This window comes from Hydrogenobaculum sp. Y04AAS1 (genome assembly GCF_000020785.1).
Lineage (GTDB): Bacteria > Aquificota > Aquificia > Aquificales > Aquificaceae > Hydrogenobaculum.
Map to the genome: position 1 here is coordinate 440,003 of NC_011126.1, position 24,294 is coordinate 464,296.

Sequence of the window (24,294 nt, forward strand, 5' to 3'; positions counted from 1 at the left end):
AAACCTCCTTAAACGCCTATTTGATAATACTCAAAGCCTAAACTTTCAAGCTTTTCTTTGTTATACTGGTTTCTACCATCAAATATTATTGGATTTTTAAGCCTTTTTTTCATCTCTTCAAAATCTGGACTTCTAAACTCTTTCCATTCTGTTATAAGAAATAGAGCATCGGCGTTGTTAAGAGCATCGTACTTACTCTTAAAATAAGATACATTTGGGTTGTCTTTTAGATAAAAGTTTTTTGCTTGCTCCATCGCTACCGGGTCGTAAGCTTTGACCTTGGCACCTCTTTTTGTCAGCTCATCTATTATAACCAAAGAACTTGCTTCCCTCATATCGTCGGTTTCTGGTTTAAAACTAAGTCCCCATACCGCAAAGGTTTTATCTTTTAAATCTTCTCCAAAACGTTTTACTGCTTTTTCTACTAGTACTTTTTTTTGTTTTGCGTTTACATCTTCCACAGCTTTTAAAATCTTTGGCTCATAATCCACATTTTGGGCTATTTTTATAAGGGCGTTTACATCCTTAGGGAAACAGCTTCCCCCATACCCACACCCTGGATATATAAAATGATATCCTATTCTTGGATCAGAACCTATACCTACCCTAACTTTATTTACATCTGCTCCCACTCTTTCGCATATGTTTGCTATTTCGTTCATAAAGCTTATCTTGGTGGCAAGCATAGCATTGGCAGCGTATTTTGTCATTTCTGCAGATTTTACATCCATAGCTATAAATCTTTCATGGTTTCTGGTAAAAGGAGCATAAAGTTCTTTCATTAGCTCCATCGCCTCTTTTGAATCGGCCCCCACTATTACTCTATCTGGTTTCATAAAATCTTCCACAGCTGCACCTTCTTTTAAAAACTCTGGGTTTGATATAACGTCAAAGCTTATATTTACACCACGCTTGTCTAACTCTTCTTGGATAACTTCTCTAACTTTTATAGCTGTGCCAACGGGTACCGTGGACTTGTTTATAACATACTTATGTCTATTCATGTATTTTCCTATGTCTCTTGCCACACTTAACACATGTTTTAAATCTGCACTACCATCTTCTCCCATAGGTGTACCCACAGCTATAAAGATAATATCTGTATTTTCAACAGCGTATTTTATGTCTGTGGTAAAAAATAGCCTTCCTTGAGATGTGTTTCTTTTTACAAGTTCTTCTAAGCCTGGTTCATAAATGGGTATGATGCCTTGTTTTAACTTTTCTATTTTCTCTTTGTCTATATCAACACAATAAACTTCATTGCCCATTTCGGCAAAGCAAGTACCTGTAACTAGTCCTACGTATCCAGTGCCTACTATCGATAGTTTCATGCTTTTATTATATCATTAACCTAAAGCTGCTAATATATCTTTGTCTATTTCAAAGTTTGATATAACTTCTTGGACTTCATCAAGCTCATCAAGGTGTTCTAGCAAGTTTAGAAGCTTTTTAGCAGTATCTACATCTTTTATCTCTACAGTTGTTGTAGGAATAAGGCTTGTCTTAGCACTTTCTATTGTAAAGCCCTTGCTGGCTAAAATATCTTTTATCGTGTATACATCTTTAGGATTTGTGTAAACGATAAACATATCTTCAGTGGATTCAACATCGTCAGCCCCTGCTTCTAAAGCAGCTTCCATAAGCTTTTCTTCGTCTGTAGCTTCTTTCGGAATCTCTATTACACCTTTTTGCTCAAACAAATAAGACACGCATCCAGAAGAACCTAGGTTTCCGCCATGTTTTGAAAAAGCGTGTCTTACTTCCGATGTAGCTTTATTCCTATTGTCAGTGGCTACTACTACCATAATAGCTGTACCACCAGGGCCGTATCCTTCGTAAACTATTTCTTCCAAAGCTCCTTCTTTATCGTTGCCAGTCCCTCTTTTTATAGCTTTTTCTATGGTATCCATGGGCATACTTACTTTTCTTGCTGCTTCTATAGCAATTCTAAGCCTTGGGTTTGCGTTTGGATCTGGCCCGCCTAACTTTGTAGCTACTGTTATTTCTCTTATAAGCTTACCAAAAAGTTTTCCTTTTTGTGCATCAACTTTAGCTTTTTTATGCTTGATTTGCGCCCAATGACTGTGTCCTGCCATATTTTAAACTCCTATTTATTAAGTTTTCCGATTTTAAGAATACTGCCGTATTTCATAAGATCCCATATCACCTTTGTAGCTTCTTCAAATTCAAAAACTTCCCCTCCAAATCCTGTTTTAAACATAATAGCATCTTCTTTTCTTGCAAAAGCCAAAGCAGAAGGAGAACAACAAGGCACTGCCGCAGAACCAAGTACATAGTAAGCAGAAGTACCGCTTAAAAGGTTGCAGGTAATAAAATCTTTAGTGGTTATTGCTTCTATAGGATCTAATATGCTTTTGTATAAAAGAAGCCCACAGTGAGGACAGCAAGTGTGTATCTGTTTGCCGTTTTCTAGATGGAATGTAAACCTCAATCTATCGTCATTTTCTTTATTACAAAAAGCACATGTATCTTTTTGCTTTTCTTGAGATTCTTTGATGTTTCTAGTTGCTACTTCTAACTTTCCATACTTTCTTACAATTAGGCCTTCTTTCTCAAGCTCCTTTAAATCTCTATATATACTCATCAAAGAAACGCCAAATCTCTCTGCCAACTTTTTCGTATTTTGTTCGCCTTCTTTTATGAGCTTTAAAATTTCTCTTTTTCTATCCACTTATATTATTATAATTTGTTTTTGTCTTAAAAGCAAGATATAAGATTTATAAAATCAAACTTTCTTTTTCCTTGCACTTTGAACAAACACCACATTCTTTACCATCTGTTGGGTTCATGCAACAAAAGGCTTTATCAAATAGTTCTTTTATAAAGTATCTATCGAATACATCTTTTTTAGACATACCAAGAAACGGTGTATCTACCTTGTAATCTCCATACATAGAAAATAGATCGTTTATGGTTTTTATGAAATTATAAGAATTATCTTTAAAAGCCACAAGACCCATGATACCTATGGCTATAAGGTTTGCATCAACAGCGTAAGCATATTTTAAGGCACTTATCAAAAGATCTAGGTTTCTAAAAGGAATCTCTACATCTTCATCATTTATAAATGCTCTTTCGTTGAAGTCCTCAAAAAAATCATTAGGAGCATGGCTTACTTTTAAAGGTTTTATGAGTTTATAGCTTTTAGATATATGATCTATTATATCTTTTAGATGTTTTAGCTCTTCCTCTTCCCATTTAAATCCGCTTTTTACATATATTGGATATATTTCATAGTTTTTATTTATATAATAGTTTAAAAGCGAGATACTATCAAAACCAGAGCTTACCAGACTAACTACTTTCATAAAAAACCTTGCACCCGAGACGGCAGGCTTACCGTTGCTTCCTTCCGGACCTGGCGGGGTTCACCCTGTCCCGTTGCAAGGTTATTAATATTATAGCATAAATATTTTTTATGATATCATATTATTTCGTATGAAGAAACTTATAATCCCTTTATATCTTTTTCTTGTAGCTTTATCATACGCTCAAAGTTTTTGTATAAAAGAAAAATCTGGAGCTTTTATAGAAGATCCTTATATAAAAGAGTATGTGATAAAGTCTGTGGAAGAGGCTTTTATAGAAGCAAAAAAACCCTTAGATTGTAACTCTAAAAGCTATAAAACTGTGTTCTTAAAAGTCACAAATTTATCTGATATGCCAATAGGATATTCTATATATCAAAGGGCAAACAACTATATTTTAAACTTAAGCATAGAGCTTAATATAGCTAACAAAAAATATACTTACTTTCAAAGCTCTTATTACGCTTTACCTACCGGTGGAGAAGGAGATTTACCAAAAAGACAAGCTTTGGAAGATGCTATGGATAGAATAAAGGATATGATAATTGAAGACTTGTTGAAATGATAAATAAAGATAAATATTACATGAAACTAGCTTTGGAAGAAGCATACAAATACAAGGGCCAAACCCATCCAAACCCTGCAGTAGGAGTACTTATAGTAAAAGACGACAAGATTTTATCAATAGGGGCCCATAAAAAAGCAGGTACTGATCACGCTGAGATCGTAGCTTTAAAAAATGCCCAAGAAGATGTAAAAGGAGCTACGATGTATGTAACTTTAGAGCCTTGCTCATTTCATGGTAAAACACCCCCATGCTGTCCTGCTATAATCTCAAGCGGTATAAAAAAAGTTGTTATAGGCTCAGTGGACCCAAATCCAAAAGTCTCTGGAAAAGGCATAGAGTGGCTAAAATCTGCTGGTATTGAAGTAGAAGTAGGTGTATTAAAAGAAGAATGTGATAAGTTAAATGAGGATTTTTTTGTTTATATAACCCAAAAAAGACCTTTTATAACCCTAAAATGCGCTATGTCTTTGGACGGAAAACTTGCTAAAGAAAACAAAGATAGCAAATGGATTAGCTCAGAAAAAGCAAGGAAAATATCTCATATATATAGAAAGTACTCAAGCGCAATATTAGTGGGCATAAACACCATCTTAAAAGATAACCCAAAACTTACCGTAAGGCTTGAAGGAAATGAATATCAGCCCTACAGCGTTGTGATAGACCCAAACTTAGACATTCCCTACGATGCAAACATATTTAAAAAAGGATATGAAAACATCATTATTATAGTTTCTACAAAAACCGATGATAAAAAGAAAGAATACCTTAAATCCCTTGGTGTTAGGCTTTTAGAATTAGAAAGTTTTGATATAAAATCTATATTAAAAGCTCTATACGAGATAGATATAATGCACATTTTTGTAGAAGGAGGAGCTTATACAATATCAAGATTTTTAGAAGAAAATATGTGGGATAAGATGCTTATATTTAGAGGTTATAAATTTATAGGAAAAGGTATAGGTCTTGATTTTTATAGTGATTTTTCAAAGATATACAAAGGAAGTCTTCAAATTATCGACGATACCACAGATTTGTTGGAAATTTACAATGGATATATCACTGTTTGATTACGATTTACCAGAAGAGCTCATTGCCAAATACCCGGTAAATCCAAGACATAGCGCTAAGCTGATGGTTTTAGATAGAAAAAGCTCCAATATAACTCACTCAACGTTTTGGCATATAGATGAGTTTTTGGAAGAAGGGGATTTATTGATATTCAACGACACCAAGGTATTACCGGCAAGACTTTTAGGAAAGAAAAAGGGGATAGAAAACTCAAATGTAGAAATACTTCTTTTAAGACACTTAGAAAATGAAAAATGGGAAGCTCTTGTGGGGGGTAAAAATATAAAACCAGGGCTCGTGATAGAAATATCTTATGATTTTGAAGCAATAGTAGAGTCTCAAATAGAAAAATCTAAGTTTTTGGTGCTTTTAAAAGCTAAAAACCAAAATCAAATTGAGGCAATAAACAAATACGGCAAAATACCAATACCACCATATTTAGGAAGAGATGAAGAGCCAATAGATAAAGAATTTTATCAAACAGTATTTGCAAAAAAAGAATTTTCTGTGGCAGCCCCAACGGCATCGCTTCACTTTTCTAATGAGCTTTTGGAAAAACTAAAGAAAAAAGTAAATATAGATTTTGTAACACTCCACGTATCATACGGAACTTTTAAACCAGTAACTGTGCAAAACATAGAAGAGCACAAAGTAGATGAAGAGTATATAGAAGTCTCAGAATCCCTTATAAAAAATATTAAAAAAACAAAAAAAATGTGTAAAAGGGTAATAGCGGTTGGCACTACAGTTACAAGGGCATTAGAAACCGCTATCGATAAACCATATTTTGGTTTTACAGATCTTTATATAAAACCTGGATTTAAATTTAAAGTCCTAGATGGGTTTATTACAAACTTTCATCTTCCAAAATCATCACTTCTTATACTTGTAAGCGCTTTTTGTAATGAAGAAAACTTAGACGGTAGAGAGTTTATATTAAAATCCTACAAAGAGGCTGTAAAACACAAATATAGATTTTACTCATACGGAGATGGCATGCTTATACTTTAGAAACTTAATTTTATGGTAAACTGCCGGGAAACCCTCCCGGCTATAAGTTTTGATTAGAAATAATTTACAGTGTTAGAACCAGATACCAAAACAGGTTGAGATGTACAGCTAATTGCACTAGAGGCACTGTTGTAAGATGAGGTTGAACAATTTAATCCGTAAGCGTTAGCTTGGTTGAGTATAGATTGAACATAAGCATTGTCTATAGGAGCAGTTGTAAATGTGTAAAAGCCTTGGGTTGCTGATACATTTGAACCGACGCTATTAGTAGCAGGTGCACTGCCTAAAGTATTCCCAGTGTAGCCAGTGTATGTCCATATGTTTGATGAGGTTGGACCTACTGTCACAAAACTGCCGATGTACTGCTCTAAAGCTGAGCATGAAGCAATGTTGTTGGACGATGCTGTGCCATTCATCCAACTACTTACGGTAGAACATGATACATAAGGATAAGAGTTGTAAAAATCTTTTGAATAGTTATTGAGACCTGTGGCAAAAAGCTTAAACCTGTTGGCTATCTGAGTTTCTTCGCCATTGGCTTTTAACGTCCTGTAGCCTATAAAGGCGGCTCCTAAGAAAATTACGAAGGCCGTTAAAACCAAAAGAAACTCAATAATTGAGAAACCCCTATTTGACTTGCTTTTTTTGGACCCCCATGCTGGTCCTTTTACGCTTTCCATAAAACACACCTCCTAATAAGATTAATTTTACTATACTATAATAATATCTTATTTGTCAATGATGATCAGTTTCTCTCCAGTAGCTTCTTCATCTTAATAGCTGTATCTCTTATCTCCCACTGAGCCCCTTTTTCTATCCTTTTACTTATAAAATCCATGATATGAGGTATAGGACCAGATACAACTATATTTGTCTTTTGACCATGAGGTAAGATAAATCTTGCATCCTCTGCTGGTATTCCCATGTTTACAAGGTCTATGTAAACATCTTCAGATTGTTTTGTGGCTTTTAGAAAAGTATCCAAAGCTTGCTGGTTATTTTTAATAGTAGGTGGGATTATCATCATATCTTGACGAGGTAACTCTTTTTTCTTAGGAAACTGTAAAACGTATCTTTGAGAACGCTGAGAGAAATTTAAAAAAGTGTGTCTTACTAGCTGGTGTGTCATTACCCTTGATATGTTTTCAAGATAAAATACCGCATATCCATAATATTCTCTTGATATATAAACAAGAGTTACGTTGACATCTCTATCAACTATATTGGAAATCGTAGAGTCTTTATTTAGTGTTAATATTTCTTCTATAGCTTTATCTCTTTCTTCTTCTGTTAAATCTTCTAAATAGTGCCTTAAACTAAAACCTATTATATCCGGTGTCGCTTCGTTCCAGTAGGTTTTGAAATATTTTGCCGCCAGATAGATAGCCTTTTCTTTGTCTAACTTTTTATATGTAAAAGCATGAGAAAACACAGAAAAGTGCTTGTAAGAACAAAGTCTTAAAAGAAACTCTTTTGTTTCTTTTTTCTGTGTTATTTTAGACTCTTGAAGGAGTTCTTCCAAAGTTTTCTTTGTATAACAAACCCTTGCACCAAGAGCACACAACCAAGCTATATTTGCAAAATCATCTGGCGATGCTATATCTTTAATCCTCATTAAATCTATTATAAACTAGTAATATTTCAACTAATGAAAAAATTTTATATTTTTGATATAATATTAAGATATGGAATTGGCTGGTAAAACTGCTTTGATAACAGGCTCTAACAGAGGTATTGGAAAAGCCATCGCTCAAAAGCTTGCAGAAAATGGAGCAGGCATTATAATAACAGCCCCTATCAAAAGCGATGCAGAATTAGCGGCAAATGAGATAAAAGAAAGATACAACGTCAGAACTTACGCTTTTGAGTTAGATCTATTAGATATAAATTCTATAGAAGATACTATAAAAGAAATAGAAAAAATAACAACAGTGGATATACTTGTAAACAATGCAGGTATAACTAAAGACAATCTTTTTATAAGGATGAAAAAAGAAGAATGGGAAGATGTGATAAAAGTAAACTTTACATCTATATTTTATATAACACAACCCATTGTTAAGCAAATGATTAAAAAGCGTTGGGGGCGTGTTATAAACATATCATCAGTGGTGGGCATAATGGGTAACTCAGGTCAGACAAACTATTCCGCCACAAAAGCAGCTATCATAGGTTTTACAAAGTCTTTAGCGAAAGAGATTGGTTCTAGGGGTGTTACGGTAAATGCAGTGGCTCCTGGTTTTATAGATACTCCTATGACTCAAGGCTTGCCAGATGATATAAAAGAAGCTTATAAAAAGCAAATTCCTTTGGGAAGGTTTGGCTCACCAGAAGATGTTGCAAATGCTGTGTTGTTCTTAGCTTCTGAAAAAGCATCTTACATAACAGGTGAAGTAATCAACGTAAACGGTGGTATGTTGTAAAATTAAATATTTTATCTAAAGGAGGCATTTATGGACAGAGAGCAAAGAATCAAAGAAATAATAGCGGATCAGCTGGGAGTAGAAGTTGATAAACTTACTCCAGACGCGAAATTTGTAGAAGATTTGGGTGCTGATTCCCTTGACGTTGTAGAGCTTATTATGAGCTTTGAAGAAGAGTTTAACATAGAAATACCAGACGAAGACGCTGAAAAGATAAAGACTGTCGGTGATGTTATAAACTATCTAAATGAAAAGTTAAAATGAGAAGAGTGGTTATAACAGGTATAGGTGTTGTATCACCTATAGGAAACAACGTAAATGATTTTTGGCAAAACCTTGTGGCTGGGAAAAGCGGCATAGATACCATCTCTTCTTTTGATCCAGACAAATATGGTTTGACAGTTAAAATAGCTGCCGAAGTGAAAAACTTCAACCCAGAAGATTATTTTGATAAAAAAGATGCCCAAAAACTTTCCGATTTTATAAAGTTTGCTTACGCAGCCGCAATGGAAGCTATGAAAGATGCCAGTCTTGAAAATGCCAATATAGATAAAGATAGAGTTGGTGTGATAGTAGGTACAGGTATAGGTGGATTAAAAGATATAGAAGAACAAAATGAGACTTTAAACGAAAAGGGTGCAAGAAGGGTTTCTCCCTTCTTCATACCTTACGGCATAGCAAATATGGCATCTGGGGTCATAGCCATAAAATATGGATTTAGAGGACCAAACTATTGCGTAGTATCTGCTTGCGCCACTGGTAATCATTCTATAGGAGATGCTTTCAGGATTATACAAAGAGGTGATGCCGATATCATGATAGCTGGCGGTACAGAAAGTGCCATAACCCCACTCGGTATAGCTGGTTTTGCTTCGCTAAAAGCCCTGTCCACTAGAAACGATGAACCTCAAAAAGCCTCAAGGCCTTTTGATAGTCAAAGAGATGGCTTTGTAATGGGAGAAGGAGCTGGGATATTGATATTAGAGGAGTACGAACACGCTAAGAAAAGAGGAGCAAAGATATATGCTGAGATAAAAGGGTACGCAGCGACAGACGATGCTTTCCACGTGACGGCTCCATGCACAGATGGAGAAGGCGCCGCTATGTGTATGAGATTGGCTTTAGAAGATGCCTCTTTAAACCCAGAAGATATAGATTATATAAACGCTCACGGCACTTCAACACCTCTAAACGATAAGATAGAAACCTTGGCGATAAAGAAGATTTTTAAAGATCACGCTTATAAGCTAAAGATGAGTTCCAATAAATCCATGATTGGGCATCTATTGGGAGCTGCATCAGCGGTAGAGGCGGTAGCATCTGTTAAAACTATTGAAACTGGCATAATACCACCCACTATAAACCTCGAAAATCCGGATCCTGAATGCGATTTGGATTATGTGCCAAACAAAGCTATAAACTACGATGTGAAAAACATTTTGTCAAATTCTTTTGGTTTTGGAGGCACAAACGCCTGTATAATACTTAGCAAAGTTGATTAAAAACACAATTAAATGGATAGTTTTGAGCTTTTAGAAGAAAAAATAGGTTATAGATTTAAGGATAAAAATTTAGTAAAGAAAGCTTTTACACATATATCTTTTTCCAAAAGCTCAGAAAACTACGAAGTATTAGAATTTTTAGGGGATGCTCTCGTTAATTTTATGACCGTAAATATATTGGTGGAGGCTTTTCCAAATAAAAAGGAAGGTGAGCTCTCTCAATTGAAATCTTTTTTAATAAGCGAAGAGTTTTTAGCTAGTCTCGCCAAATCTCTAAACTTTGAAAAATATATACTTATAAGTAAGGGTGAAGAGCTAAAGGGTTCTAACAAAAACCCTTCTATTCTCTGCGATGTGTTTGAAGCTTTTTGGGCTGCTATATACATAGACAGTGGATACGATTGTAAGCTTACAAAAAGTTTGTTTGAGCATCATTTTAAAAGCCAAATACTTGAGATGGTAAACTCAAATAGCTTAAAGCAGGACTACAAAACAGCTTTACAGGAGATAACTCAAAAAAAGTGGAAAGAAAGACCTATATACAACGTCATAAGCGTAGAAGGTCCAGAGCATAGGAAAACCTTTACAGTTGAATGTCTATTTAAAGATCTAAGAACCACAGGAAAAGGCAACAGTAAAAAGTACGCGGAACAAGAGGCAGCAAAAAATATGCTTCAGATAATTCAAGATAATGAAAAGAAAAAAACTTGAAGAAATTTTAAAAAAAATACCACCAAAAGCTTGGGATAAAATAATATCAAAAGAACCAGAATATTCTTACTTTAAAAATCTTACGCCTTTTTATCATTTTGGGGCTTTTGCAATCATAATGGTTGTTAGCGGTTTAAACGCTTACCAGCTAAAGGGAAAAGCTCAAGAAAAGTATTTTCCAATATTAAAAAATATCTTGTTGCTAAATGAAAACAAGAAAGATTATGAAGCTCTTAGAAATACTTTTTTAAGCTTTTACGAAAAAGAAAGATCTTACAAAGGAAAGCTTAAAAGAGTGAACAACTTTTTTGATTCAAACCTTGCAAAAACAATGTGGAAACAAGAAAATACCCATTATTTTAGAAGATATTTCAAAGATATATGGGAAGAGTTGGCTTTTACGATGAAGTCTAAAAAAGAGAAAAAAACCATAGCTTTTGCAATGAAGTGCTTGGGTGTAGGGCTTATTATGAAAGGTTGCAAAGATTTTGACTTTGACGGTATACCTATACCTGTGGATTCAAGGATAAAGCATTTTGCAACAAAAATAGGCTTAGAAGACGTTGATGATGGTAAAATAATAACTTTTTTTGAAGGCATCTTGAAAAATGTACCCAACATAAACATGATACATTTGGATTCTTTGATATGGCAAATAGCTAAACTTGATCACCAAGAACTCGACGAATATTTTGAAGAACTTGGATGTAAAATGCTATCAAAAGAGTTGAAAAGCATTTTTCATGCTTAAACACATAGCTAAATTATATGAAAAGCTTTATAATATAAATAAGGAGGTGGAACATGGAAGAAAAGGTAGATGTAAAAAAAGCTATTGAGAACTTAGAAGAGGAAATAGCAAGGATAAAAAAAGAGCTTGGTTTGGACAAAGAAAGCAAAAGCATAGTAGAGATACCACTAGAAAAAGGCAAAGAAATAACCACCAAGCTTATGAATATGGCTCAAAGCATAATAAAAGTGGCTTCAGCGGCTGCCAACGGTGCTATAGAAGGAGCCAAAAAAGCTTTAGAAGAAGGGGAGAAGAAGGAGCAAAACCAAGGAGAAAAGCAAGAGTAAATGCCCCTTAGTTGCGGTATAGTTGGTTTACCGAACGTAGGAAAGTCTACGTTATTTAATGCTCTTATAAAGGCAGCCAAAGCTCAGGCTGCCAATTATCCATTTTGTACAATAGAGCCAAACATAGGCACGGTGGAAGTCCCAGACGAAAGGCTTTACGAAATAGCAAGGTTAGAAAACTCTGCCAAAGTAGTGCCAACATTTATAGAGTTTGTGGATATAGCTGGTTTGGTAAGGGGTGCAAGTAAGGGCGAGGGCCTTGGAAATCAATTTTTATCACACATAAGAAATGTAGATGCCATAGTACAAGTGGTAAGATGTTTTGAAGATGAGAACATTACACACGTTGAAGGCTCAGTGAATCCCATAAGGGATATAGAAATTATAGATTTAGAGCTTATAGCAAAAGACTTAGAATCCGTACAAAAAACTATTCAAAAAATAGAAAAAATTGCAAAAGGCGGAAATCAAGAAGCAAAACAAGAGTTAGAATACTTAAAAAAGTTTGAAGAGATTTTAAACCCAATGATTCCCTTAAGAAGGGCTAATCTCACAGAAGAAGAGAAAGAATATGCAAAAAATAAGCTATTTCTTCTTAGCATTAAACCTACAATGTTTGTAGCAAATTTATCTGAAGAAGAAATTCAAGGACCTACTTCCAACAAACATTACAGAAATCTATTGGAATATGCAGAAAAAGAAAATGCTCCAGTAATTCCAGTGTGTGCAAAGCTAGAGTCAGAAATGATTGATATGTCAAAAGAAGAAGTTCAAGAAATGTTAAACCTTTATGGTTTAAAAGAAACCGGCTTATCTTCTATTATTAAAAGCGGGTATAAACTTTTGGGGCTTATAACGTTTTTTACCGCTGGTCCAAAAGAATCTAGGGCTTGGGCTATTGCAAAAGATACCAAAGCTCAAAAGGCTGCTGGCAAAATACATTCTGATATAGAAAGAGGCTTTATAGCTGCAGAAGTAATAAACTACGATGACTATATAAAAGTTAAGTCCATGACAAAGGCAAAAGAGCAAGGGCTTATAAGGTTGGAGGGAAAAGACTACATTGTAAAAGATGGTGATATAATATACTTTAGATTCAACGTATAAAGAGGTTCTAGTATGAAAATAGTATTTAACAATCAAGAATATGATCTGCAAGCAGGAATAGTTGGTATTGAGCTTTTAAAAGCTTTAAACTTAGATTCAAAAGATATTATAGGAATATCTATAGACGGTATCATCTACGATTTGCAAACACCAATATACCACGGTGGAACGTTAAAACCCATAACAAAACAAGACAAAGAAAGCCTCGACATATTAAGGCATTCTTTAGCACATATTATGGCACAAGCCCTAAAAGAAATATATGGAGATGAAAAAGTACATCTTGGAATAGGACCAACCACTGAGGATGGTTTTTTCTACGACGTAGAAGTAGAAGGCCACCATATAGGCGAAGAAGATTTAAAGATCATAGAAAACAAAATGAAAGAAATAATAAAAAGAGGTTTAGATATTAAAAGAAAAGAACTTCCCAGAGAAGAGGCTTTGAAGTTTTTTGAAAATAAAAAAGAAGTTTATAAACTAGATATCATAAATTCCTTACCAAGTGATGCTAAAATAAGCGTATACGAACAAGGAGAATTTGTGGATTTATGCAGAGGGCCACACATTCCAAACACAGCATTGGCTGGGGCTTTTAAGCTTAGTTCTATAGCTGGTGCTTATTGGAGAGCAGATGCATCAAAACCAATGCTACAAAGAATATATGGGATAGCCTTTTGGACGGAAAAAGAACTAGAAGAAAGACTAAAACTTTATGAAGAAGCCAAAAAAAGAGACCATAGAAGACTTGGGAAAGAACTTGAGCTTTTTACCATAGATGAACAAGTGGGTCCAGGGCTTATAATTTGGCTTCCAAAAGGTGCCATACTACGACAGGTGGTAGAGGACTATCTTAAAGAAAAGCACAGAGCTTTAAATTATCAGTTTGTATATACACCTCACGTAGGAAAGTCAACGCTTTGGGAAACAAGCGGACATCTTAGCTATTACAAAGAAAATATGTTTCCAGGGATGAAGATTGAAGAAGAGTCTTATTATGTAAAACCTATGAATTGTCCGTTTCATATGGCTATATACAAATCAAAAATAAGAAGCCATAAAGAGCTTCCTATCAAAATAGCAGAGCTCGGCACTGTCTATAGATATGAGATGTCAGGGGTTTTACATGGGCTGATGAGGGTAAGAGGTTTTACCCAAGATGATGCGCATATATTTTGTAAAGAAGAAGATGTTAAAAGCGTGATAAAAGAAACGCTTGAACTAGCTTTTGATGTGTTGAAAGATTTTGGCTTTTATGATTATCAGATATTCATATCCACAAAACCAAAAGATGCCATAGGTACAGAAGAAAACTGGAAAATATCCGAAAGTGCTTTAAAAGAATCTTTGGAAGCCCTCGACAAAACATACGAAATAGATGAAGGTGGTGGTGCTTTTTACGGTCCTAAAATAGATATAAAAATAAAAGATGCTATAGGTAGATTCTGGCAGTGCTCTACCATACAGTTTGATTTTAATCTTCCGGAGCGTTTTGACCTTACATATGTAGGAGAAGACAACAAAAAACATAGACCATACATAATACATAGAGCCTTGCTTGGTTCTATAGAAAGATTTACAGGTGTTTTGATAGAGCATTATGCAGGTCATTTACCAATCTGGCTTTCTCCTATACAAGCTGCTATAATACCTATAGCCGATAGACATTTAGACTATGCTAAAGAAGTTTTTGAGCTTTTAAAAGTCCAAAACATAAGAACATATATAGACGATAGACCAGAAAGAATGAATGCAAAAATAAGAGACAACGAGCTTCAAAAGATACCGATACTTTTAGTGGTTGGGGATAAAGAGGTGCAAGAAAAAACCTTTTCTGTTAGAAGTAAAAACGAAGAATTCCAAGGTGTTATGGGTATTTATGATTTTATAGAAAAACTCAAAACGGCTATTCAAAACAAAAGATGATATTGTTTGTAAGCGCCACAGATACAGGTGTTGGTAAGACGTATATTAGCACCATTTTGGTGGAATACTTGAAAAATAAAGGCATAAACGTTGATTATATAAAGCCTATAGAAACTGGTGTTGATGAAAAACCAGAAGATGCTTACAAAGTAAGTAGTATTTTAGGTAAACCATGGCAAGAAAGTGTAATATATATTTTCAAAAAACCAATGTCTCCTTACGCTTGCTCTTTAGATGAAGAAGTAGATATAGATGTCGATAGAATCATTAAAACAATAAAAGAAAGAGAACAAAAAGCTAGCGTGCTTATAGTGGAAGGAGCAGGTGGTATTGCTGTGCCTATAAAGGTAAAACCGCTTATAGATTATGCATATTTAATTAAATCTTTACATGCGTTGCCTCTTGTTGTAGCAAGAGCTTATCTTGGGACGCTTAATCATAGCTTTTTAACTTATTTTTATCTTAAAAGCAAAGATATAAAACCTCTTGGGTTTGTTTTAAATGGTTTTGATTATGAAGAACCCTCACAATATTCAAATGCCTATATACTTCAAGATATGATAGAAGAGCATATTAATATATGGAGGCTAGATAAAAATCCAGACGAAAATCAGAGAATTAACCTTGCAGAAAATATCTGGAAAAGTATTGCTAATTTTTAATTTTATTTTAAATTTATATTTATCACTTCATTTTGGAGGTAAGTGTTTTGCAGACAGCTAAGAATATACTTATTTGGTTTTTAATTATAGGTTTTATGATAGTAGCTTTTAACTTGTTTGAGGAAAAAGGTTCATCCTCACCAAGTGCAACCCCTATGTCTTTAACAACATTGGTTGACATGGTAAAACAAAACAAAATAGGTGAGGCTGATATCAAAGGCGACAAGATAATAGCTTATACCAAAGACGGCCAGAAAGTAGAAACCTATATTCCAAAAGGTTATACATCTATTATAGATGAAATGATAAAAGATGGAGTAAAGGTAAAAGCTTCACCATCTAGCGGAGGAGATATATCCTCCAGTGGAAACTGGCTTGTATCAATGCTAATATCTTGGTTTCCGGTACTTTTGTTTGCTGGTATTTGGATTTTAATGATGAGACAAATGGGAAACGGTGGACCCACAAGAGCGTTCTCTTTTGGAAAATCTAAAGCGAAAGTGTATATAGAAGAAAAACCAAACGTAAAGCTAGACAATGTAGCTGGTATGGATGAAGTTAAAGAAGAAGTGGCTGAAGTTATAGAATATTTAAAAGACCCGGCAAGATTTAGAAAATTAGGTGGTAGACCTCCAAAGGGAATACTGTTTTATGGAGAACCAGGCGTTGGAAAGACACTTTTAGCTAAGGCTCTTGCAGGAGAAGCACACGTACCTTTCATATCGGTATCTGGATCAGATTTTGTTGAGATGTTTGTAGGTGTAGGTGCCGCTAGAATGAGAGATACGTTTGAAACAGCTCGTAAAAATGCCCCTTGTATAGTATTTATAGATGAGATTGATGCGGTAGGAAGAAGCAGAGGGGCTATCAACCTAGGTGGTAACGACGAAAGAGAACAAACATTAAACCAGCTTCTGGTAGAAATGGATGGTTTTGACACTTCTGAAGGTATACTCATAATAGCAGCTACAAATAGACCAGATATTTTAGATCCAGCTCTTCTAAGACCAGGAAGGTTTGATAGACAAATATTTATTCCAAAGCCAGATGTAAAAGGAAGATACGAGATATTAAAAGTACACGCTAAAAATAAACCGCTTGCAAAGGATGTAGATTTAGAGCTTATAGCAAGAGCAACGCCCGGATTTACAGGAGCTGACCTTGAGAACATATTAAACGAAGCAGCGCTTTTGGCAGCTAGAAAAAGAAAAGATCTTATACATATGGAGGATTTGGAAGAAGCTATAGATAGAGTTATGATGGGGTTGGAAAGAAGAGGTATGGCCATATCGCCAAAAGAAAAAGAAAAAATAGCTGTTCATGAAGCAGGACACGCTTTAATGGGGCTTATGATGCCAGACGCAGATCCTCTTCACAAAGTTTCAATTATACCAAGAGGTATGGCTTTGGGAGTGACTACTCAGCTTCCAATAGACGATAAGCATATTTACGATAAAGCAGATCTTCTTTCAAGAATACATATACTTATGGGTGGAAGATGTGCGGAGGAAGTGTTTTACGGTAAGGATGGTATAACTACAGGAGCAGAAAATGACCTACAAAGGGCTACCGATTTAGCTTACCGTATAGTGGCTACTTGGGGAATGAGCGAGAATGTAGGACCAATATCTGTAAGAAGAAATATCAATCCTTTCCTTGGGGGTTCTACAGTCACGGAAGGAAGCCCAGATCTTCTAAAAGAGATAGACAAAGAAGTGCAAAAACTCCTAGCATCTGCTTACGAAGAAACAAAAAGAGTTATAGCCGAGAACAAAGAAGCTTTAAGCAGTGTGGTAAAAAGGCTAATAGAAAAAGAAACCATAGATTGTAAAGAATTTGTGGAGATACTTAGTTTACATGGCGTTGAGGTAAAAAATGCTTGTAAACAAGAGGAATCTTTGGAGAAAAAAGAAAATAATGTAGAGCCTAAAATTGATAAAAATGTTGTTAACGTATGAGAAAGCCACTGTTGACAATAAATTTCTCATATTGTAAAATAGTTAGCTAGATTTTAAGAGGTGATTATATGGGACATACTATTACTGAAAAAATAATTGCAGATCATGCTGGGAAAAAGGAAGTGTTTCCTGGAGAGCTTGTTACTGCCAAAATAGATTTGGCAATGGCCAACGATGTCACTGCTCCTTTATCCATAAAAACTTTAGAAAAATACGGCATAGAAAAAGTATTTGACAAGGATAAAATTGCGCTTGTCCTATCTCATTTTGTTCCAGCGAAAGATATAAAATCTGCAGAACAAGCTAAAATAGTAAGAGATTTTGCTAAAAAACACAATATAAAATGGTTTTTTGGGGAAGGCGAAGGTATAGAGCATACATTGTTGCCAGAAAACGGAATAGTTGTACCAGGTGATTTGGTAGTAGGAGCTGACTCTCATACTTGTACTTACGGAGGTATTGGAGCTTTTTCTACAGGTGTAGGAAGCACAGACTTAGCCTACGCTATGGCCACTGGCGAGATATGGTTAAAAGTGCCAGAATCGATGAAATTTATATTTTACGGAAAACTTAATAAGTGGGTTAGTGGTAAAGATTTGATACTTTATACGATAGGTCAAATAGGTGTTGATGGTGCGCTTTATAGAGCTATGGAGTTTGATGGAGAAGCCATAAGAAGCTTGGACGTATCACAAAGACTAACCATAGCAAATATGGCGATAGAGGCTGGCGGAAAGAGTGGTATCATATCTCCGGACGAAAAAACTATAGAATATGTAGAAAAAAGAGCAAAAAAACCTTACAAGATATATCAAAGCGATAAAGATGCACATTATGTAGAAGTATACGAGTGGGATGCTTCTTCTATAGAACCTATGGTGGCATGGCCTTATTTACCCTCAAATGTACATCCAGTCTCTGAATCTACCCACATAACTATAGATCAAGCTTTTATAGGTTCTTGTACAAATGGTCGTATTGAAGATTTAAGAATAGCAGCAAGCATATTAAAGGGTAAGAAGGTTCATCCTTACACGAGATGCGTTGTCATACCAGCTTCAAAAAATGTATACTTGCAAGCCCTCCATGAAGGTTTGGTAGATATATTTATAGAAGCGGGGTGTGCCGTCAGCACATCAACATGCGGTCCTTGTTTGGGCGGGCATATGGGAATACTCGCCAAAGGAGAAAGATGCATATCTACTTCCAATAGGAACTTTCCTGGTCGCATGGGCCATCCACAAAGCGAAGCTTATTTGGCAAACCCGGCTGTAGTTGCTGCGAGTGCTGTTTTAGGTAGAATCGCTCATCCTGAAGAAGTAGCTTCTGAAGTATTAGTATAAAGGAGGTAAATATGGATTTTCTTAAAAGCCTAACAGTTAATCAAGGCTTAAGATTGTTATCGGGTAGTGTACTTCTTTTCGTTTTCTTATTTGGTATATTGGGTTCTGACGTAGGATTTCTTTGGAAACTTCTCATATTGTTTATGGCTATAAATCAAATACAATCTGCTTTTACAAATTGGTGTCCAGCCATTACAATGCTTAAAAATCTAGGGTTAAAAGAGGATTGTTAGGTATAGATATTATAAAAAATATAAGGATAGCTAAAGCCCTAGAAAGGTTTGGTTATCATTTTTTAAATAGGGTATATACAGAGTACGAAATAAATTTATGCAAAATGAACGTTGAGTGTCTATCTGGTAGATTTGCTGCAAAAGAAGCTTCTATAAAAGCTTTCTCATTTTTATCCATTAGACGTTTTAGTTTTAGAGATTTTGAGGTAGTAAAATCTAAAAACGGAATACCGGAGTTAAGGATTAAAGATGCCTATATAAACGATTTTCTAAAAGCTCAAAAATTAAAACCTTTTATATCCATATCTCATGAGAAGGAGTTTTCTGTAGCAGTTTGTTATATCACAAAAGAGGAGAGAATATGCTAAAAGATTACAACAAGTATTTAGATTACAAAGAAGATAAGTTATTTTTAGAAAATGTGGATTTAGAAGAGCTGGCTAAAGAATTTGGGACACCTCTTTATGTGTATTCGGCTTCTTACATAAAAGATAAAGCTAAAGCCTACAAAGAGGCGTTCAAAGATACCGATTTTCACTACGCTTTGAAGGCAAATGGAAATTTAAGCATTATAAAGCTTTTAAAAGATGAGGGTTTTGGGGCTGACATAGTTTCTGGTGGTGAGCTTAGAAAAGCTATAAAAGCCGGGATAGAGGCTTCTAAGATAGTTTATGCAGGTGTTGGTAAAACTATGGAAGAGTTAAAAGCTGCCGTTGAAGCCGAGATTAAAATGTTCAACGTAGAATCGTCGATAGAACTCGATATATTAAACGATATAGCAAAAAATCTTGGGAAAAAAGCCAACGTAGCAATAAGAGTAAATCCTGACGTAGACCCTAAAACCCATCCTTATATATCCACTGGTATGAAAAAAAGCAAATTTGGAGTTGATATAAAAACTGCTTACAAAGAGTATCAGTATGCTAAAAGCCTAAAACACCTTAATGTAATAGGTATACACTGTCACATAGGTTCCCAGCTTTTGGATGTATCACCCTATATAGAAGCTTCTGAGAAAGTAAGAGAGCTTTACGACAAGCTTGTAAAAGATGGGTTTGATATTAAGTATATAGATATGGGAGGAGGCTTAGGTATAAAGTATAAACCCGAAGAGCAGGAACCACATCCTAAAGATTTAAAAGAAGCTTTGTATCCGGCTTTTAAAGATATAAAAGCAAGGCTTTGTTTAGAACCCGGCAGATCGATGGTAGGCAACGCTGGTATCTTGATAACAGAAGTGCAATTTTTAAAAGATAAAGGTCATAAACATTTTGTAATAGTAGATGCTGGCATGAATGACCTTATAAGGCCCTCCATATACGGGGCTTATCACCATATAGTCCCTACTCACAACAAATATAAAGAAGATTTTATTAAAACTGATATAGTAGGACCAATATGTGAAACTGGAGACTTTTTAGCTCAAGACAGAGAAATACATAAAGTAGACAGAGGAGATTATCTTGCAGTATTAAGCGCCGGTGCTTACGGATTTTCTATGTCAAGCCATTATAATATAAGGCCAAGAGCGGCAGAAGTGCTTATAGAAAATGGGAAATATAGGCTTATAAGAAGCAGGGAAACTTACGATTATATAGATTACGATGAAGCTATTTTTTTATGATGTTATAATAGTAGGGTGGGTGAAGATATGGAATTTAGAGATAATCTAAGGATACTAGCGGAAGCTATAGAAAGGGAGTCCGTTCTAATACATAGATCAGCTCTTATAGATGGTTATAAAGAGCTTTTTAAGTTAAACAAGTTGGGCATAGGTGCCTTTGTTAAAAAGGCAGCGGAGCTTGGAGGGAAAAAGGGTGCAATAACTTTGAAAGAACGGTATGAAGTAACCACAGATAAACTTTCAGAAGCTTTAGACTTACTCACTATAATAGCTGAATCATCAAGACTAATAACGTTTATGGAAACATCGGTGGAAAACATGGAGATATATGTAGAGGGCTCTATACTTGTAGAAGCTATACCAGAAAGCAAAAAACCTGTTTGTGAACCAATGGCTGGATTTTTCAGCGGTTTTTTAACAGAATTATTACAGACAAAATATAATGTTGTAGAGGTATCTTGTCAAGCTCAAGGACATGAAAAATGCACCTTCAAAATAAAAAAGGAGGCCAAATAATTTGAATTACGATATAAAAGATATTAATTTGGCTAAGCAAGGAAAAGATAGAATTGAATGGGCTGGTATTGATATGCCTGTATTAAAATCTATAAGAGAAGAGTTTGCTAAGACAAAACCTTTTCACGGCATAACCATAGGAGCTTGTCTTCATGTAACTACAGAAACAGCAAATCTTATGATAACATTAAAAGAAGGGGGAGCAAACGTATATCTTTGTGCTTCAAACCCGCTTTCAACTCAAGACGATGTAGCCGCTTCATTGGTAAAAGATTATGACATACCTGTATTTGCAATAAAGGGCGAGGATAACAATACATTTTATAAGCATTTAAGAAGCATCCTAGATAAAAATCCAAATATATTGATAGACGATGGAGCTGATTTGATTTCTACTGCTCACAAAGAATACGAAGAGCTAACCAAAAAGATTTTTGGAGCAATGGAAGAAACAACTACAGGTGTTATAAGGCTAAAAGCTATGGCAAAAGATAAGGCTCTTAAATTTCCAGTTATAGCAGTAAATGATGCTCTTACCAAGCATATGTTTGATAACAGATATGGCACAGGACAATCTACGCTAGATGGTATATTAAGAGCTACAAATCGTCTCATAGCAGGTTCTACTTTTGTAGTAGCAGGCTACGGCTGGTGCGGTAAAGGTGTAGCTATGAGAGCAAGAGGCATGGGCGCTAATGTTATAGTTACAGAAGTAGACCCTTTAAAAGCGTTAGAAGCTAGGATGGATGGTTTTTTGGTTATGCCAATGGAAAAAGCAGCTCCATTGGGAGATATATTTGTAACCGTAACAGGAAATACAAAAGTGATAAGGCAAGAGCATTTTGAAGTAATAAAAAACGGAGCTATCGTATCAAACTCAGGACATTTTGACGTAGAGATAGATGTCAGATATTTAGAAAGCGTTGCATTAGAAATAAACGAAAGAAGGCCTATGGTTAAAGAATATATTATCAATACTAAAAGCGGTAAAAAACGTATATACGTGTTGGCAGAAGGAAGGCTTGTAAACTTAGCGGCAGCAGAAGGTCATCCAGCTTCTGTTATGGATATGTCTTTTGCCAATCAAGCACTATCAGCAGAATTTATTTTAAATAATCATAGCAAATTAGAAAAAGATGTGTATAAAGTGCCAGACGACATAGACCAAAAAGTAGCTAAACTAAAGCTTGATTCCATGGGCATAGAGATTGACATACTCACACCAGAACAGATAGCTTATATGTCCTCTTGGGAACATGGCACATAATCTCTAATGATTAAAACCCTTGACTTGCTTAAGATTTAAGTTATTATCTAATACATGGAAAAAAAATTAAAAAAACTTAAAGATGCTTTGGGCGATAAAATTAACGATTCTATAGTAGAAAGAAAACTCTACTCTTACGATGCTACTGCCATTCCAATAGAACATACTACGCCTATAGCTGTTGCTTTTCCTACATCTTCAGAAGATATAGAAATGATAGTAAAAATTTGCTATGAAGAAGATATACCCATGGTACCAAGAGGGGCAGGATCAGGTTTGACAGGCGGTGCTACACCGGTAGTAGACGGTTCTTTGGTTATATCCCTTGAAAAAATGAATAAATTTCATGTAGACGTAGGCAATACCACAGCTTACGTGGAGCCAGGGGTTATTACATCGGAATTACAAGACTACGTGGAATCTCTAGGATTATTTTATCCACCAGATCCTTCTAGCTTTAAATATTCTACCATAGGTGGCAACATAGCAGAAAATGCCGGTGGTCCAAGGTGTTTGAAGTATGGGGTCACAAGGGAATATGTGCTAGGGCTAGAAATGTATATAAAAGAAGGAAAGCTGTTAAAAACTGGAAACCCCATTATAAAAGATGTAGCAGGATATGATCTAACGAGGCTTGTAGTTGGTTCGGAAGGAACACTTGGTATAGTATCAAAAGCTATATTAAAATTGATACCAAAACCACCTTACAAATCAACCATAATGGGGATATTCAACAACATAGAAAATATAGGTAAATCTGTAACCAAAATATTAACGTCTGGTATATTACCTTGCGCATTGGAATTTATGGATAAAAATTCTATACAAGCTGTACAAAAATTCTATCCAGCCGGTATTCCAGAAGATGCCGAAGGAGTCTTATTAATAGAGCTTGACGGACAAAAAGAAAGTGTAGAAAAAGAAAAAATGGAGGTATCCAACATACTAAAGTCTTTAGGAGCAGGTGTTATACCAGCCCAAAACCCTCAACACGAACAAAAACTTTGGAGTGCAAGAAAAAATATAGGTCCAGCCCTTGCTAACATCAAATCTGGTAAGATAAACGAGGATATAGTTTTCCCACGGATATATCTATCTGAAGCTCTGCAAAAAATAAACAAAATAGCAAAAAAATATAACCTTACTATAGTAAATTTTGGACATATAGGAGACGGTAATCTCCATGTAAACATACTTTACGATAAATTAAATAAAGATGAATTAGAAAGAGCAGAAAAGGCAGTAGATGAAGTGTTTGAGTTAGCTCTTAATTATCAGGGTTCTATCACTGGCGAACACGGTGTTGGTCTTACTAAAAAGAAATTTTTAGAATGGCAGTTAAAAGACGTAGGTATTGAGCTTTTAAAAGCTATAAAACAAAGTTTTGATCCAAAAAATTTATTTAACCCAGGTAAAGTTATTTAGAAACTAATCTATGTAATAGCGCCATAAACGTATGACCTACCATATAAACCCACATTGAATTTCCAAAAAAATCATGAATTTCCATAAAAAAATGAACGATTGGTTTTAAAGATGGATCCTTTAAAGAAAATGGAAAAAGAAAGTGCATTATAACACCCACTACAAGCACTATGCTAACGTCTATTAAACCAAGCCCATGAACAAAACCGGGGAGCCCAGGTCTTGGTCCAGTTTCTGCTAGTTTAAACTTTATAAGGTTTTTAAAATCATTACCCACTTCATCCCATCTATTATACGGGAAAAAGTGAGATTTTATAGAAGCATTCGTTAATATATATATCCATAGAACTATTATAACACCAGCTAGAATAGGACCTATCGTTACATGAATGTTATATAGCAAATATGGAAGCCCTGGTTTCTTAGAGCTCATGAAAAGCGATAGCAACAACTGCAATGCTATTAAAGGGGCGAAAGTCCAATGTAAAAATTTATAAGTATTTGACCAATCCCTATGCATACGTAAAATATACCATATAGTTGT

The 24,294-nt window shown here is 35.1% G+C and carries 27 protein-coding genes and 1 other RNA gene; 20 read left to right on the top strand and 8 right to left on the bottom strand.

The features are described from left to right. Positions 1-8 precede the first annotated feature (8 nt). The 5 genes from HY04AAS1_RS02530 to ffs all read right to left on the bottom strand — a co-directional run bounded on the left by HY04AAS1_RS02530 (position 9) and on the right by ffs (position 3,419). A complete protein-coding gene (locus tag HY04AAS1_RS02530; RefSeq protein WP_012513543.1) occupies positions 9-1,331 on the bottom strand; it encodes a UDP-glucose/GDP-mannose dehydrogenase family protein in 1,323 nt (440 codons plus the stop codon). Positions 1,332-1,346: 15 nt separating this feature from the next. Further along, positions 1,347-2,096, bottom strand: a complete 750-nt coding sequence (locus HY04AAS1_RS02535; protein ID WP_012513544.1) for a YebC/PmpR family DNA-binding transcriptional regulator — start codon at positions 2,094-2,096, stop codon at positions 1,347-1,349. A gap of 11 nt (positions 2,097-2,107) precedes the next feature. Continuing rightward, positions 2,108-2,692: a DeoR family transcriptional regulator gene (locus HY04AAS1_RS02540; RefSeq protein ID WP_012513545.1), complete on the bottom strand. Its 585-nt coding sequence runs from the start codon at positions 2,690-2,692 to the stop codon at positions 2,108-2,110. Positions 2,693-2,738: 46 nt separating this feature from the next. After that, on the bottom strand, positions 2,739-3,329 hold the full coding sequence (locus HY04AAS1_RS02545; protein WP_012513546.1) for a 7-cyano-7-deazaguanine synthase: 591 nt from the start codon (positions 3,327-3,329) through the stop codon (positions 2,739-2,741). Next, positions 3,323-3,419, bottom strand: an RNA gene (gene ffs / locus HY04AAS1_RS08285) — signal recognition particle sRNA small type. The genes HY04AAS1_RS02545 and ffs overlap by 7 nt, the downstream gene beginning before the upstream one ends. 40 nt (positions 3,420-3,459) lie before the next feature. Between ffs and HY04AAS1_RS02550 the strand changes: the two genes are divergently transcribed. The 3 genes from HY04AAS1_RS02550 to queA are packed head-to-tail and all read left to right on the top strand — an operon-like array spanning position 3,460 to position 5,976. After that, the gene (locus HY04AAS1_RS02550; protein ID WP_012513547.1) at positions 3,460-3,894 is read left to right on the top strand and encodes a hypothetical protein; all 435 of its coding nucleotides are present in this window, start codon (positions 3,460-3,462) and stop codon (positions 3,892-3,894) included. After that, positions 3,891-4,964 (top strand): bifunctional diaminohydroxyphosphoribosylaminopyrimidine deaminase/5-amino-6-(5-phosphoribosylamino)uracil reductase RibD, encoded by a 1,074-nt coding sequence (ribD, locus tag HY04AAS1_RS02555; protein ID WP_012513548.1) that lies wholly within the window; start codon positions 3,891-3,893, stop codon positions 4,962-4,964. Before HY04AAS1_RS02550 ends, ribD begins: the two co-directional genes overlap by 4 nt. Continuing rightward, positions 4,945-5,976: a tRNA preQ1(34) S-adenosylmethionine ribosyltransferase-isomerase QueA gene (gene queA / locus HY04AAS1_RS02560; RefSeq protein ID WP_012513549.1), complete on the top strand. Its 1,032-nt coding sequence runs from the start codon at positions 4,945-4,947 to the stop codon at positions 5,974-5,976. Before ribD ends, queA begins: the two co-directional genes overlap by 20 nt. 53 nt (positions 5,977-6,029) lie before the next feature. On the opposite strand, the gene HY04AAS1_RS02565 is transcribed toward queA, so the two are convergent. Beyond that, a complete protein-coding gene (locus HY04AAS1_RS02565; protein WP_012513550.1) occupies positions 6,030-6,656 on the bottom strand; it encodes a prepilin-type N-terminal cleavage/methylation domain-containing protein in 627 nt (208 codons plus the stop codon). Between the two features lie 65 nt (positions 6,657-6,721). Then, positions 6,722-7,591, bottom strand: a complete 870-nt coding sequence (gene thyX, locus HY04AAS1_RS02570) for an FAD-dependent thymidylate synthase (protein WP_012513551.1) — start codon at positions 7,589-7,591, stop codon at positions 6,722-6,724. 70 nt (positions 7,592-7,661) lie between these two features. Between thyX and fabG the strand changes: the two genes are divergently transcribed. From fabG to HY04AAS1_RS02655, 17 genes are all read left to right on the top strand, one after another. Beyond that, complete coding sequence (fabG, locus tag HY04AAS1_RS02575) at positions 7,662-8,399, top strand: 3-oxoacyl-[acyl-carrier-protein] reductase (protein ID WP_012513552.1); 738 nt, start codon at positions 7,662-7,664, stop codon at positions 8,397-8,399. A gap of 30 nt (positions 8,400-8,429) precedes the next feature. Continuing rightward, positions 8,430-8,663, top strand: a complete 234-nt coding sequence (gene acpP, locus HY04AAS1_RS02580) for an acyl carrier protein (protein WP_012513553.1) — start codon at positions 8,430-8,432, stop codon at positions 8,661-8,663. Then, positions 8,660-9,901: a beta-ketoacyl-ACP synthase II gene (fabF, locus tag HY04AAS1_RS02585; protein ID WP_012513554.1), complete on the top strand. Its 1,242-nt coding sequence runs from the start codon at positions 8,660-8,662 to the stop codon at positions 9,899-9,901. The genes acpP and fabF overlap by 4 nt, the downstream gene beginning before the upstream one ends. Before the next feature lie 12 nt (positions 9,902-9,913). Next, positions 9,914-10,612 (top strand): ribonuclease III, encoded by a 699-nt coding sequence (rnc, locus tag HY04AAS1_RS02590; RefSeq protein ID WP_012513555.1) that lies wholly within the window; start codon positions 9,914-9,916, stop codon positions 10,610-10,612. Continuing rightward, positions 10,593-11,363, top strand: coding sequence for an N-glycosylase/DNA lyase (locus HY04AAS1_RS02595; RefSeq protein ID WP_012513556.1), 771 nt, complete (start codon positions 10,593-10,595; stop codon positions 11,361-11,363). The genes rnc and HY04AAS1_RS02595 overlap by 20 nt, the downstream gene beginning before the upstream one ends. A 53-nt stretch (positions 11,364-11,416) precedes the next feature. Beyond that, positions 11,417-11,689, top strand: coding sequence for a hypothetical protein (locus tag HY04AAS1_RS02600; protein ID WP_012513557.1), 273 nt, complete (start codon positions 11,417-11,419; stop codon positions 11,687-11,689). Further along, complete coding sequence (gene ychF / locus HY04AAS1_RS02605) at positions 11,690-12,796, top strand: redox-regulated ATPase YchF (RefSeq protein WP_012513558.1); 1,107 nt, start codon at positions 11,690-11,692, stop codon at positions 12,794-12,796. Between the two features lie 12 nt (positions 12,797-12,808). Continuing rightward, a complete protein-coding gene (gene thrS, locus HY04AAS1_RS02610; RefSeq protein ID WP_012513559.1) occupies positions 12,809-14,722 on the top strand; it encodes a threonine--tRNA ligase in 1,914 nt (637 codons plus the stop codon). Continuing rightward, complete coding sequence (bioD, locus tag HY04AAS1_RS02615; RefSeq protein WP_012513560.1) at positions 14,719-15,384, top strand: dethiobiotin synthase; 666 nt, start codon at positions 14,719-14,721, stop codon at positions 15,382-15,384. Before thrS ends, bioD begins: the two co-directional genes overlap by 4 nt. Before the next feature lie 47 nt (positions 15,385-15,431). After that, on the top strand, positions 15,432-17,342 hold the full coding sequence (ftsH, locus tag HY04AAS1_RS02620) for an ATP-dependent zinc metalloprotease FtsH (RefSeq protein ID WP_012513561.1): 1,911 nt from the start codon (positions 15,432-15,434) through the stop codon (positions 17,340-17,342). Positions 17,343-17,410: 68 nt separating this feature from the next. Further along, positions 17,411-18,685, top strand: coding sequence for a 3-isopropylmalate dehydratase large subunit (gene leuC / locus HY04AAS1_RS02625; protein ID WP_012513562.1), 1,275 nt, complete (start codon positions 17,411-17,413; stop codon positions 18,683-18,685). An 11-nt stretch (positions 18,686-18,696) separates the two neighbouring features. Next, the gene (locus tag HY04AAS1_RS02630; RefSeq protein ID WP_012513563.1) at positions 18,697-18,918 is read left to right on the top strand and encodes a DUF2892 domain-containing protein; all 222 of its coding nucleotides are present in this window, start codon (positions 18,697-18,699) and stop codon (positions 18,916-18,918) included. Next, on the top strand, positions 18,912-19,286 hold the full coding sequence (acpS, locus tag HY04AAS1_RS02635) for a holo-ACP synthase (RefSeq protein WP_012513564.1): 375 nt from the start codon (positions 18,912-18,914) through the stop codon (positions 19,284-19,286). Before HY04AAS1_RS02630 ends, acpS begins: the two co-directional genes overlap by 7 nt. Continuing rightward, the gene (gene lysA / locus HY04AAS1_RS02640) at positions 19,280-20,542 is read left to right on the top strand and encodes a diaminopimelate decarboxylase (RefSeq protein ID WP_012513565.1); all 1,263 of its coding nucleotides are present in this window, start codon (positions 19,280-19,282) and stop codon (positions 20,540-20,542) included. Before acpS ends, lysA begins: the two co-directional genes overlap by 7 nt. Positions 20,543-20,569: 27 nt before the next feature. Then, positions 20,570-21,058, top strand: a complete 489-nt coding sequence (locus HY04AAS1_RS02645) for a V4R domain-containing protein (RefSeq protein WP_012513566.1) — start codon at positions 20,570-20,572, stop codon at positions 21,056-21,058. A 1-nt stretch (position 21,059) separates the two neighbouring features. Further along, positions 21,060-22,325 carry an adenosylhomocysteinase gene (ahcY, locus tag HY04AAS1_RS02650; RefSeq protein WP_012513567.1) on the top strand — a complete coding sequence of 422 codons (1,266 nt, stop codon included), beginning with the start codon at positions 21,060-21,062 and terminating at the stop codon, positions 22,323-22,325. A 54-nt stretch (positions 22,326-22,379) separates the two neighbouring features. After that, positions 22,380-23,750: an FAD-linked oxidase C-terminal domain-containing protein gene (locus HY04AAS1_RS02655; RefSeq protein WP_012513568.1), complete on the top strand. Its 1,371-nt coding sequence runs from the start codon at positions 22,380-22,382 to the stop codon at positions 23,748-23,750. Here HY04AAS1_RS02655 and HY04AAS1_RS02660 read toward each other — a convergent pair. Further along, a complete protein-coding gene (locus HY04AAS1_RS02660; protein WP_012513569.1) occupies positions 23,743-24,270 on the bottom strand; it encodes a cytochrome b/b6 domain-containing protein in 528 nt (175 codons plus the stop codon). The two genes, HY04AAS1_RS02655 and HY04AAS1_RS02660, sit on opposite strands and share 8 nt — an antisense overlap. Positions 24,271-24,294 lie beyond the last annotated feature (24 nt).